The organism is Citrobacter amalonaticus, assembly GCF_037053465.1.
Taxonomy (GTDB): Bacteria; Pseudomonadota; Gammaproteobacteria; order Enterobacterales; family Enterobacteriaceae; genus Citrobacter_A; species Citrobacter_A amalonaticus_H.
Genome location: NZ_JBALIF010000005.1, coordinates 28589 through 41335 on the forward strand (window position 1 = coordinate 28589; position 12747 = coordinate 41335).

Annotated in this window: 13 protein-coding genes; 1 reads left to right on the forward strand and 12 read right to left on the reverse strand. The window is 54.4% G+C overall.

The window, feature by feature from the left end; translation table 11 throughout:
- Positions 1-12: 12 nt before the first annotated feature.
- The 12 genes from trpS to WB371_RS09905 all read right to left on the reverse strand — a co-directional run bounded on the left by trpS (position 13) and on the right by WB371_RS09905 (position 10029).
- A complete protein-coding gene (gene trpS / locus WB371_RS09850) occupies positions 13-1017 on the reverse strand; it encodes a tryptophan--tRNA ligase (protein WP_336219894.1) in 1005 nt (334 codons plus the stop codon).
- Complete coding sequence (gene gph / locus WB371_RS09855) at positions 1010-1768, reverse strand: phosphoglycolate phosphatase (RefSeq protein WP_336219895.1); 759 nt, start codon at positions 1766-1768, stop codon at positions 1010-1012. Before gph ends, trpS begins: the two co-directional genes overlap by 8 nt.
- The gene (gene rpe, locus WB371_RS09860; protein WP_336219896.1) at positions 1761-2438 is read right to left on the reverse strand and encodes a ribulose-phosphate 3-epimerase; all 678 of its coding nucleotides are present in this window, start codon (positions 2436-2438) and stop codon (positions 1761-1763) included. The genes gph and rpe overlap by 8 nt, the downstream gene beginning before the upstream one ends.
- A gap of 17 nt (positions 2439-2455) precedes the next feature.
- Complete coding sequence (gene dam, locus WB371_RS09865; RefSeq protein WP_336219897.1) at positions 2456-3292, reverse strand: adenine-specific DNA-methyltransferase; 837 nt, start codon at positions 3290-3292, stop codon at positions 2456-2458.
- A gap of 66 nt (positions 3293-3358) precedes the next feature.
- Positions 3359-4651 (reverse strand): cell division protein DamX, encoded by a 1293-nt coding sequence (gene damX, locus WB371_RS09870; protein ID WP_336219898.1) that lies wholly within the window; start codon positions 4649-4651, stop codon positions 3359-3361.
- 97 nt (positions 4652-4748) lie between these two features.
- A complete protein-coding gene (gene aroB, locus WB371_RS09875) occupies positions 4749-5837 on the reverse strand; it encodes a 3-dehydroquinate synthase (protein WP_336219899.1) in 1089 nt (362 codons plus the stop codon).
- A gap of 59 nt (positions 5838-5896) precedes the next feature.
- Positions 5897-6418, reverse strand: a complete 522-nt coding sequence (gene aroK / locus WB371_RS09880) for a shikimate kinase AroK (protein WP_042322869.1) — start codon at positions 6416-6418, stop codon at positions 5897-5899.
- Between the two features lie 306 nt (positions 6419-6724).
- Positions 6725-7927 (reverse strand): DNA uptake porin HofQ, encoded by a 1203-nt coding sequence (hofQ, locus tag WB371_RS09885; RefSeq protein WP_336220180.1) that lies wholly within the window; start codon positions 7925-7927, stop codon positions 6725-6727.
- Positions 7839-8279 carry a HofP DNA utilization family protein gene (locus tag WB371_RS09890; RefSeq protein ID WP_336219900.1) on the reverse strand — a complete coding sequence of 147 codons (441 nt, stop codon included), beginning with the start codon at positions 8277-8279 and terminating at the stop codon, positions 7839-7841. Before WB371_RS09890 ends, hofQ begins: the two co-directional genes overlap by 89 nt.
- Positions 8269-8727 (reverse strand): hypothetical protein, encoded by a 459-nt coding sequence (locus WB371_RS09895; protein ID WP_336219901.1) that lies wholly within the window; start codon positions 8725-8727, stop codon positions 8269-8271. Before WB371_RS09895 ends, WB371_RS09890 begins: the two co-directional genes overlap by 11 nt.
- Positions 8711-9250 (reverse strand): PilN domain-containing protein, encoded by a 540-nt coding sequence (locus WB371_RS09900; RefSeq protein ID WP_336219902.1) that lies wholly within the window; start codon positions 9248-9250, stop codon positions 8711-8713. The genes WB371_RS09895 and WB371_RS09900 overlap by 17 nt, the downstream gene beginning before the upstream one ends.
- Entirely contained in the window at positions 9250-10029 is a 780-nt protein-coding gene (locus WB371_RS09905; RefSeq protein WP_336219903.1) for a DNA utilization protein HofM, read from the reverse strand. The genes WB371_RS09900 and WB371_RS09905 overlap by 1 nt, the downstream gene beginning before the upstream one ends.
- A gap of 120 nt (positions 10030-10149) precedes the next feature.
- On the opposite strand from WB371_RS09905, the gene mrcA reads away from it, so the two are divergent.
- Entirely contained in the window at positions 10150-12705 is a 2556-nt protein-coding gene (mrcA, locus tag WB371_RS09910; protein WP_336219904.1) for a peptidoglycan glycosyltransferase/peptidoglycan DD-transpeptidase MrcA, read from the forward strand.
- The last annotated feature ends 42 nt before the right edge of the window (positions 12706-12747 follow it).

Here is a 12747-nt window from a genome sequence, read left to right on the forward strand (position 1 = left end):
TTTGCGTAGCCGTTACGGTTTGGCGACAAAACCAATCGCTTCGTAGACCGCTTTCAGCGTCGCGGACGCATGCGCGCTGGCTTTTTCTGCACCGTCTTTCATCACCTGTTGCAGGAAAGCTTCGTCGTTACGGAAACGATGATAGCGCTCCTGCAACTCGGTCAGCATGCCGGAAACGGCCTCAGCCACTTCGCCTTTCAGGTGACCATACATTTTGCCTTCAAAGTGTTGTTCCAGCTCCGGGATGCTCTTGCCGGTAACCGCAGAGAGGATATCCAGCAGGTTGGAAACACCTGCTTTGTTCTGCACGTCGTAGCGCACAACAGGCGGCTCATCGGAATCCGTCACCGCACGTTTGATCTTCTTGACCACTGATTTCGGGTCTTCCAGCAGGCCAATCACGTTGTTACGATTGTCATCCGACTTGGACATTTTCTTCGTCGGATCGAGCAGTGACATGACGCGGGCGCCTGATTTTGGAATAAACGGCTCAGGAATTTTGAAAACGTCACCGTACAACGCGTTAAAACGCTGGGCGACATCACGGCTCAGTTCCAGATGCTGTTTCTGATCTTCACCGACCGGCACCTGATTGGTCTGATACAGCAGAATATCAGCGGCCATCAGCACCGGATAATCAAACAAACCGGCAGTGATATTCTCTGAGTAACGGGCAGATTTATCTTTGAACTGAGTCATGCGCCCCAGTTCACCAAAATAGGTATAGCAGTTCAGCACCCAGCTAAGCTGCGCATGCTCCGGAACGTGAGACTGCACGAAAATGGTGCTTTTTTCAGGATCGATACCGCACGCCAGATAAAGCGCCAGCGTATCCAGCGTCGCTTTACGCAGTTGCTGAGGATCCTGACGAACGGTAATGGCATGCTGGTCAACGATGCAGTAGATGCAATGGTAGTCATCCTGCATGTTCACCCACTGACGCAGTGCACCCATGTAGTTGCCAATGGTCAATTCACCTGAGGGCTGTGCGCCACTAAAAACGATGGGCTTAGTCATTTTTCGATTCCTGATTTTCGCTGTGCGGAAGCCCGAGAGCGGGCAAGAGTTCATTAATACGGTCATAGATGACGTCTGGCTGACTCAGCGCGATGGGTTCACCGTAGTTATAGCCATAGGTGAGACCGACGGACGGGCAACCTGCCGCTTTTGCCGCCTGAATATCATTACGCGAATCCCCGACGAAGAGCAATTGCTCTGACGCAATGCCGAGTCTGCTTGCGACTAACAGTAAAGGCTCCGGATGCGGTTTTTTGTTTTGCACGTCATCACCACCGATGACAACGCTAAAGTATTTGCCGATGTCCAGCGCGTCGAGCAAGGGCGCTACAAACGGCGTTGGCTTGTTGGTCACCAGACCGAGCGGTAACCCTTTGGCATGGAGTGCACCCAGCGTATCCGCGACATCCGGGAACAGGAACGTCCCCTCTTCAGCCACATCGCCGTAGTAGCGATCGAACAGCTTACGCAAAATACGCACCTGTTCCTCGGCAGGAATGTCATCGTCAACGGGCGGCTTGCCCATCGTCTTACGGAGGGTGGCGCGTTCCTGACGGGCCCAGGTTAACGCACGTTCCATCAGCACATCGGCGCCGTTACCGATCCAGGTAATGACGCGCTCTTCACCAGCAACCGGCAGTTCCAGGGCGTACAGCGCCATATCCACAGCCGCGCTTAATCCTGGCGCGCTGTCGACCAGCGTCCCGTCGAGATCGAAGGCGACGCCGCGAATATTCTGCAACTTATCCATGACTTACCTTTGCCAGTTCACTGCGCATTTCATCAATGACTTTTTTGTAGTCCGGCTGATCGAAAATAGCGGATCCGGCAACAAACATATCAGCTCCCGCAGCAGCGATTTCACCGATGTTATTTACTTTGACGCCGCCATCGACTTCAAGACGAATATCATAGCCAGACTCGTCGATCCGACGGCGAACTTCGCGCAGCTTATCCAGCGTCTGTGGAATGAAAGACTGGCCGCCAAAGCCCGGGTTAACAGACATCAACAGGATCACATCCAGCTTGTCCATCACGTAGTCCAGATAACTGAGTGGCGTTGCCGGATTGAAGACCAGACCGGCCTTACAGCCGTGCTCTTTAATCAATTGCAATGTGCGATCAACGTGTTCGGAGGCTTCCGGGTGAAACGTAATGATACTGGCACCGGCCGCCGCGAAGTCCGGGACAATACGATCCACTGGCTTCACCATCAGGTGTACGTCGATAGGTGCGGTCACGCCATACTTGCGCAGGGATTTCAGCACCATCGGACCAATGGTCAGGTTGGGAACATAGTGGTTGTCCATGACGTCGAAATGAACGACGTCGGCACCGGCAGCCAGGGCTTTCGCGGTATCCTCACCCAGGCGGGCAAAATCAGCCGACAGAATTGAGGGGGCGATCAAATACTGTTTCATCCGCTTCTCCTTGAGAGTTATTTTTTCGCTGACGTCGCGGCTGCTGGTGTGTACAGAGCCAGCAGTTCATTCACCTTTTTACGGGTGCCGCCATTGCTGCTAATACTGCGCCGCACTTTGACCTGAAAATGTTTCGCTTCTTTGTACCATTCGCGGGTATCTGGGGTGTCGTGGTTTGAAATTAACACCGGGATCCGCTTTCTGACCAGCTTTTCTGCCATCTCCGCCAGGTGAGCCTGCTCTTTGGGGCTGAAACTGTTGGTGTGGTAGGCGGTGAAGTTCGCTGTCGCTGACAGCGGGGCGTAAGGCGGGTCGCAATAGACCACAGAACGGGTGTCTGCACGTTCCATACACTCGTCATAGGAGAGACAATGGAACTCCGCGTTCTGTGCTTTTTCCGCAAAGTGATACAGCTCAGCTTCCGGGAAGTACGGCTTTTTATAACGTCCAAACGGGACATTAAACTCACCGCGCAGATTGTAACGGCACAGCCCGTTGTAACCATAGCGGTTCAGGTACAGAAACAGTACCGCGCGGCGAAAAGGATCCTGGCTGGCGTTAAACTCTTCACGAAATTGATAGTAAGCCTCAGCCTGATTGGTTTCAGGATTAAACATCTCGCGGGCAGCCTGTACGTACTCTTCCGTACGGACCTTCACGATATTGTAAAGACTGATAAGGTCACTATTGATATCGGCAAGAATATAACGAGAAAAGTCGGTGTTAAGAAACACCGACCCTGCACCCACAAAGGGTTCGACCAGGCATTCACCTTTCGGTAAATGCCGTTTGATGTCGTCAAGCAGGGGATATTTTCCCCCTGCCCACTTCAGAAAAGCGCGATTTTTTTTCATGCTGACTAACTAATTACACCTTCTCCGGCTGTGGAGAAAGCTCCGACAGCATCTTGCGCTTTAACATTATTTCAGATCGGCCTGTACCTGGTGCAACGGCTTCGCCCACGGATTTTTTGCCTGCACATCGGCTGGCAGCGTGGAAACGGCACGTTTCGCATCTTCTTTCGAGGCATACACGCCAGTCACCAAAACATACCATGGTTGGCCGTTACGCGTTGTCTGGTACACCACATAGTTTTTCAGGTTCTCTTTCTTCGCCCAACCGTTCAGATTGTCGTAGTTAGAAGAACTGCTGAGCTGCAGGGTGTAATGGCCTGACGGCGCTGACTTCAGTGCCCCTACGTTACCGGCACTTTTACCACCCGCAGCGCTACTTGCCGTGGCCACTGGCGCAGTCTGAACCGGCGCTGCTGTTTGCGCAGGTGCCGTATTCGCGGTTGTTTTCGGCGCTGTGGTGGCAGCAGGCGTTTTCGTCGTCGCGACCGGAGCGGTCGGTTCTGTACGCTTAGGCTGCGTGGTTGGCTTCGGTTCCGCTGGCGTCGCTTTCGCGGTGGTCTGCGTTTTCTTCGGCTCAATCACAGCTTGTTTGCGTTCAGGACGCGTGGTGGTCTGGCGCTCGCTGGATGGCGCAGTCGCCGTCTGACCTGACGTATTCCCATTGCGAACAGGCGCGACAGTCGCAGGTTCCGTTGGCAGCGTGGAGTTCACCACGTTATTCACCTGCTCCTGGGCCTGCGGTTGCGTCAGCGCATTATTGAGATCGCCCTGCACTTCTACGCGCTGCTGGCCTTCGGCTGTCGCAGGCGCCTGGCCCTGCGTCGGCGTCGAGGAGATCGGCGGCAGAGCAACATCCTGCGGCGCATTACCTGCGGTCTGTTCTGCGGACGTTGTTCCCGGCGCAGGTTGCGCGCCATTTGCCTGGTCAGCGGCATTACCGGAGAGATCGATACTTTTCTCGCCAGACGCCGTTTGTTCGTTTGAAGCAGGGGTAGATGGCGCTTTCAGTGCGGAACCAATACCGATGATTAGCAGTAAGAGAACCAGCACACCGACACCCATCATCATGTACTGACGGGAAGCCGGTTTACCCGCTGCTTTTTTACGCTTACGCGGACGACGCTCTACACGCTCTTCATCCACGAGCTCTTCATCAGATTCGGATTCGTATTCCTCTTCCATCTCCTGCTCATCAAGGCGTTCTTTACGCCCGCGCGCAGGACGACGATCGTCAGCATCCAGATCAAGATCGTCGAAATTGATCTGCGGCTCACCGCGTTCCGAAGATTGGCGAGAACGACCAGTACGACGATCGCTGGGATCGGGTTTCAGCTCGTCTTCTGGTTTGAATTCATCCATTTAACACCCCACTCAAAGGCTAATGCTTACGACGTTACCACTAACCTGAATTTTAATGGCCGATACGTGAGCCGTATCAGTCCGACCTTTCTTGTTGTTACGCCTGCTGACAATCAGCGATGGCGTTAAGAACTACCTCGTGCGACACTCCGCCGCGAACTTCACTTTTCCCTATTGCCAGCGGAAGCACTAAGCGCATCTCCCCCGCCAACACTTTTTTATCACGCAACATGTGCGGCAGATAAGCCTGTGCGGACATCTCACGCGGTCCGTGAACCGGTAAACCTGCACGTTCAAGTAATGTAATGATGCGCTGCGTATCCTCTGGCGCAAACTGCCCCAGACGTTCCGATGTGCGCGCAGCCATTACCATACCCGCAGCCACCGCTTCACCGTGTAACCAATTGCCATAACCCATTTCAGCTTCAATGGCATGACCGTAGGTGTGTCCAAGATTCAGTAAAGCACGTAAGCCGGTTTCTCGCTCGTCTGCTGCCACAACTTCAGCTTTCAGCTCACAACAACGACGAATACAGTAAGCCATCGCCGGGCCATCCAGACGCAACAACGCATCCAGATTATCTTCCAGCCAGCCAAAGAATTCACTATCGAGGATAATGCCGTACTTGATCACTTCCGCCAGACCTGACGCCAGTTCACGCGCAGGCAGGGTTTTCAGACAGTCGAGATCCACCACCACAGAAGCCGGCTGATAAAACGCGCCGATCATGTTTTTGCCGAGGGGGTGATTGACAGCGGTTTTCCCGCCAACGGAGGAGTCTACCTGTGACAGAAGCGTCGTCGGGACCTGGATAAAACGCACACCGCGCTGATAGCTGGCCGCAGCAAATCCCGTCAGATCGCCAATCACTCCGCCGCCCAGGGCGACCAGCGTTGTATCACGACCGTGTGGTTTTTGCAGCAGGGCGGTGAAGACCGTATCCAGCACACTCAGGCTCTTATACTGCTCACCGTCAGGCAGGATGACGCTGTCTACGTTCACCCCCGCGTGTTCAAGTACGCTGCGAATCTTATCAAGATAAAGGGGGGCCAGGGTGTCGTTGGTGACCAACATAACCTGATCGCCCGATTTCAGCGGTAAGAATGAAGCTGGTTCGTTAAACAAACCAGCCGCGATGGTGATAGGGTAACTACGTTCCCCGAGAGTAACGGTGATCCTCTCCATGACGCGACATCCACCTTAATGACTTATACCCGCTTACCGAGTGTGTATTAAGCCTGAAATTAGTTGCTTTCCAGCATATGAATGATCTGGTTGGCAACGACTTTGGCGCTCTGATCATCAGTGCGAATGGTTACGTCAGCAATCTCTTCATACAGCGGATTGCGTTCGTCAGCCAACGCTTCCAGAACTTCACGAGGCGGTGCTTCTACCTGCAACAACGGACGTTTTTTATCGCGTTGCGTACGCGCAAGTTGTTTTTCGATTGTCGTTTCGAGGTATACCACGACACCACGTGCGGAAAGACGATTACGGGTTTCACGAGATTTTACAGAGCCACCGCCGGTAGCCAGCACAATACCCTGTTTTTCCGTCAATTCGTTAATGACTTTCTCTTCACGATCGCGGAAGCCGTCTTCACCTTCTACATCGAAGACCCAGCCCACATCAGCTCCGGTTCGTTTCTCAATCTCTTGATCAGAATCGTAAAATTCCATATTGAGTTGTTGAGCTAACTGGCGCCCAATAGTGCTTTTTCCGGCACCCATAGGCCCAACCAGAAAGATATTGCGTTTCTCTGCCATTTTTTCGGTACTACTAAGACTATTCGTTAATGATAAACCCGCGTCGCAGACACTGAGCGCAGCAGGACATGAACTGAAACCTCATAAGATATTGCGAGAGTCAGACTGAAAATTATCTCAATACTCAAGCGGGTTTGGCAACTGAATAAATCATCAAACCAGATTGTAGACAACCCGAGTCAGCGTTGCCGGACGGCGAAGAGAAGTACCGACTCTCAAATCGGTACTCCTTGTATGCTAAATAGATGCGCACGTCAAACCCCTGAAACGAGTTAAGTGCAAAAACAACGGTGTTTCATGCATAAATTATTCTGTCGAGACTAATCCTGGCGTGATAAAGACCACCAACTCGCGGCGTTCATTCTCTTTACCATCATGACGAAAGAGTTGTCCAAGCCACGGAATATCCCCTAACAGGGGGATGCTATCCCTACCGGTTTTATTCTTACGTGAAAAAATCCCGCCCAGCGCCAGCGTCTCCCCGCTTTTTACCTCGACCTGCGTTTCAATTTCCTGTTTATCAATTGCCAGCGTCTCGCCGCCAGCCTGCTGTAGCACCTGTCCCGGCATATTCTGGCTAATACGTAACTTCAGGCGAATTCGGCCTTCCTGAAGCACTGTCGGCGTCACTTCCATCCCCAGAACCGCCTCTTTAAATTCCACCGACGTCGCACCACTTTCGCCGCTGGAAACCTGATAAGGAATCTCACTGCCTTGCTTGATACTGGCGGGTTGTTGATGAGACGCCAGCAGACGCGGACTGGCGATAATGTCGAGCTGCTGGCGTTGCTCCAGCGCGGAAAGCTCCAGATCCAGCAAGCGCCCGTTGATGCGTCCAATATTAAAACCAACACGGGTCGTGGCCGCCGCGACAGAAAGATCGCTGGTCAACGTAGTCAATTGCCCCACGGCACCCGCTTTCTGCGCCTCTGCAAGCGTCCATTTAACGCCCAGTTCTCGCAGACTTTTTTCATTGATGATCACGATATGCGCAGCCAGCTCGACCTGATCGACAGGAAGATCCATTTGTGCAACCCACTGCTCTACTTTCGCAAGCGTCGGTTTATTGTCTCTTATGAGCAGCCGGTTAGTCCGTTTATCCACCGTAAAACTGCCTTTGGCGCTCAGCAGTTTTTCTCCCACTTTCGCAAGCTCCGTGGCATCCGCGTAATGCAGCGCAATTTGGCGACTTTCAAGCGGTAAATTCGCCTGTTGTCTGGCGATCTCCGCCTCCTGCCTGGTCTCATCGGCACGCTGCCAACTCTCGGTATGTACATGTAAAATTGAACCTTCCTGACGCAACACCAGTCCGGCGCTCTTTACGACCGTCTGTAACGCCTGTTTCCAGGGGACATCCGTCAGATGTAGCGACACCACACCACTGACATCCGGTGATATCACCAGATTCCTGTGCTCCTGTTCAGCCAGCGCCTGCAGAACCTGCGAGACCGGAACCTCGTCCACCACCAGCGTCACGTTCTGGGGTTTTCCGGCCAGAGCCGGGGGCATGATGGCGATCGCCGCCGCCAGTATCCATTGCTTCATTCACCTCTCCTTGTCTTTGCCATTGCCACTGCGAGGGTTCACATTTTGCCCCCGTACTGACGGTCAACGTCCGGTCGCTGAGTTGTATGATGGTCCAGCCGTTATCCAGCACTTCATCGTTTTCGATGCGTCGCCATCGGTGTTGAGCATCCTGAACCAGCCCAATACTCCGCTTACCCTGGCTCACCATTCCCTGATATTGCCACTGAGGAAGCTCTGCGCAGTGGCAGCGGTCTTCCGGTTGGCGGAAGGGGTCCCGCATCCCCGTAAGCCCGATTAGTGAAAAGACCACCAACAGCGCATCCCTACTCTTCATGGAGATACTCCAGTCTGAGCGTCAATATCAGTTGTGCGTTTTCAGCCTTTAGCGAAAACGCGTCCACGGAGATTCCCTGTGATGCCAGAGAACCAAACAGTTGCGGAATCGCTGGCCAATGCGCTTTCACGGCAAGTTCACCGCCCTGCGCTGACGGTTGCCAGTGCAGCAACTGCACATCAGGAACGCCAGGCAAGAGTGCGGAAAAAGGCTGGATTGGCGATGCCGATACGACTCGCGGCTCGCTCGCTGGGCCCGCGATATGTAACAACCTCTGCCATAGCTGGCGATTCGCCGCCCGTTGTTGTGCCAGCATGTCGCCTTCCCCCGTCATCGAAGAAAGCAGGCTCAATGCGCCAATAACGCCTAGTGCAGCCATCCAGCCCATCCAACAAGCGACGCGAATGCGCGGCGAAAAAGCACACCAGGCATCAACGAGAAGATTCATGCGCTTCTCTCCATGCAAGCCGGTAGTGAAACTGCCAGTTTCCCTGGTTATCCTGTCGGGTCGCGCCGGTGTGGTTAATTTCAAACTCAGGCGAGTTGCGCAGCGTGGTTTCCAGTGTGGTTAGCGCAGTCAAGGAGAGCGCTTTTCCCGTAAGTTCGAGAGCGCTTTGCTGATAATCCATCTGCGTCAGCCAGACTTGTTCGGGCAAGCCTGACGCAAGATTTTCCAGCGCCGATTGCCAGCGGTGAGTTTGTTGCCGCAGTTTTTCTTGTTGAGCGGCTTGTTGTATTTGTCGTTGGCGCGCTTCCAGCCGGGGTTTGATGGTGGTAAGAGCCTGCGCAAGTCGCTGCTCCGCCAGTAACAAAACGGTGTCCACCTGTTTGTCCACACACAGAATGATGCGCCCTCCCAGAGTGGCCAACAGCACCAGAACCGTGGATACGCTAAACACACCACACCAGAAGCGCAAACACGCGCGACGCTGCTGTTGTCGCCAGGGCAAAAAATTAACCAGAACAGACATCAGCACATCTCTCCTAACGCCAGTCCAAGCGCTACGGCGAAGGCGTGACCTTCCGGCGGCACCGGCGGCTGGCGTATTAAAACGGCCTGCCAGGGATCGAAGCCCTCTTTTGCACAAAGCGCCACAGCGTCTGGCGCAAGACCAAGAGAGGCCGCCAGCTCCTGGACATTCGCTATCTCAGCCGTCGTTTTTCGCCCCCATGCATACTGGGTCGCCCACAGCCATTGGACATCATCACGCCATGCAAGGCATGAGTGGGCGGCAGAAAGAAAGGGTAACAGCCGCTGCAATGCACAGGCATCCGGGGTGATCGCCGTAACCTGCACACCGAGGGTTCTGGCGAGTGTCAGCAGAGCAGAAACTTCTTTGTCCTGCGCAGCGGTGACCGTGAAGGCAGACGTGATTTCATCTTCGCGATAATCAAAACGCAGCGCATCCGGATCCATGTCAAGCTCGCGCGCCATCGTTCCCGTCAGCCAGGCGGTTTGCTCGCGCTCACGTAGTGACATCGACGGACGGGGATAGGCCTTTTGCCGCGTCCGGCTGGCGGGGAATGAGAGGCGAATATGGTGACGTTGCGGCAGTTCGCGGCTCCAGAGTTGTAAAACCTGCGCAAGCTGTTCGGGATCGTGAAGATGCCCATCTTTAAGCGTTTGTTCCGCCAGCGGCAGACGCCACCAGCGCTGCAGATACCAACCTGACGCGCCGCGAATGACCGCGACGGCCAGCGCTTCATGTGGCTGAATGTGCAAGCCTATTTGCCATAATTTGAAAGCCATTGCTGATGATCTCCTTATCACCCGTTGCCCTCACGGGTATATCAATGCGTCTGGCTTGCCTTTATACTACCGCGCGGTTGTTTATAAACTGCCCAAATGAAACTAAATGGGAAATCTCCAGTGAAGTTCGTAAAGTATTTATTGATCCTTGCAGTATGTTGCATCCTGCTGGGAGCAGGCTCGATTTATGGTCTCTACCGCTATATTGAGCCGCAACTGCCTGACGTCGCGACGCTCAAAGATGTGCGTCTGCAAATCCCGATGCAGGTGTATAGCGCAGATGGCGAGCTTATCGCCCAATACGGTGAGAAACGTCGTATTCCGGTGACGCTCAATCAGATCCCTCCGGAAATGGTTAAGGCGTTTATCGCGACGGAAGACAGCCGCTTCTATGAGCACCACGGTGTGGACCCGGTGGGGATCTTCCGTGCGGCCAGCGTTGCGCTGTTCTCCGGTCATGCCTCCCAGGGGGCAAGTACCATCACGCAGCAGCTAGCGAGAAATTTCTTCCTCAGCCCTGAACGCACGCTGATGCGTAAGATTAAAGAAGTGTTCCTGGCGATCCGCATTGAGCAGATGCTGAGTAAAGATGAAATCCTCGAACTCTACCTGAATAAGATCTACCTCGGATACCGCGCCTATGGCGTCGGCGCTGCGGCGCAGGTGTACTTCGGTAAATCTGTTGACCAGTTGGATCTGGGTGAAATCGCGGTCATTGCCGGTCTGCCGAAAGCGCCTTCCACCTTTAACCCACTCTATTCAATGGATCGTGCGACGGCCCGTCGCAATGTGGTGCTGTCGCGTATGCTGAGTGAGGGTTATATCACCCAGGCACAATTTGATCAGGCGCGAAGTGAGCCGATTGATGCCAACTACCATGCGCCGGAAATTGCCTTCTCCGCACCGTACTTGTCTGAAATGGTGCGTCAGGAGATGTACACCCGTTACGGTGAAAGCGCATATGAAGATGGTTATCGCATTTACACCACCATTACCCGTAAGGTCCAGCAAGCCGCACAAGAGGCTGTACGCAACAACGTGCTGGATTACGACATGCGCCATGGCTATCGCGGTCCGTCGAATGTGTTGTGGAAAGTGGGAGAAACCGCCTGGGACAGTAAAAAAATCACCGATACGTTGAAAGCGCTGCCGACTTACGGACCGTTGCTGCCTGCGGTGATCACCAGTGCGAATCCACTCGAAGCCACTGCCACACTGGCTGATGGCACTTCGGTTTCCCTGCGTATGGACGGAATTCGTTGGGCACGCCCTTATCGTTCGGACACCCAGCAGGGCCCCACACCGCGTAAGGTGACTGACGCGGTTCAAACCGGCCAGCAAATCTGGGTGCGCAAGATGGGCGACGCCTGGTGGCTGGCGCAGGTGCCGGATGTGAACTCCGCGCTGGTCTCTATTAACCCGAAAAACGGAGCTGTGCTGGCGCTGGTCGGAGGGTTCGACTTTAACCAGAGTAAATTCAACCGTGCCACCCAGGCGCTGCGCCAGGTCGGGTCTAACATTAAACCGTTCCTCTACACTGCCGCGATGGACAAAGGTCTGACGCTGGCGAGTATGCTGAATGACGTGCCGATTTCACGCTGGGATGCGGGTGCCGGTTCCGACTGGCGTCCGAAGAACTCGCCGCCGCAGTATGCGGGGCCGATTCGTTTACGCCAGGGGCTGGGCGAGTCGAAAAACGTGGTGATGGTACGTGCAATGCGTGCGATGGGCGTGGACTACGCGGCGGAATATCTGCAGCGTTTCGGCTTCCCGGCGCAAAACATCGTGCATACCGAATCTCTGGCGCTGGGTTCCGCGTCCTTTACTCCGTTGCAGGTCGCGCGCGGCTATGCGGTGATGGCGAACGGCGGCTTCCTGGTCGATCCGTATTTCATCAGTAAGATTGAAACCGATCAGAACGGTGTGATTTTTGAAGCAAAACCGAAGATTGCCTGCCCGGAATGCGATCTTCCAGTGATTTACGGCGATACGCAAAAATCCAACGTGCTGGAAAACAGTAATGTGGAAGATGTCGCGGTTTCCGGAGAACAGCAAAACGCCGCCGTACCGATGCCCAAACTGGAACAGGCAAACCAGGCTCTGGTGGCACAAAGCGGCGCACAGGAATATGCCCCGCATGTGATTAACACGCCGCTGGCTTTCCTCATCAAGAGCGCACTGAACAGCAACATTTTCGGCGAGCCAGGCTGGATGGGAACCGGCTGGCGCGCGGGACGCGATCTCAAACGTAACGATATCGGCGGGAAAACCGGGACCACCAATAGCTCCAAAGACGCCTGGTTCTCAGGCTATGGTCCAGGAGTGGTGACCTCCGTATGGATTGGTTTTGACGATCATCGTCGTGACCTCGGCCGTACTACGGCTTCTGGGGCGATCAAAGATCAGATCTCGGGTTACGAAGGGGGTGCGAAGAGCGCGCAGCCCGCGTGGGATGCCTATATGAAAGCGGTACTGGAAGGGGTTCCTGAAGAACCGCTGACGCCACCGCCAGGCATTGTGACGGTGAATATCGATCGCAGCACCGGGCAACTGGCGAACGGCGGCAACAGCCGTGCTGAGTATTTCATTGAAGGCACGCAGCCAACGCAACAGTCGGTGCATGAAGTGGGAACCACCATTACTGATGGCGGTGGAGAGACTCACGAACTCTTCTAACGAAAAAAAGGCGCTTTGGCGCCTTTTTTATTGCTGGTGTTA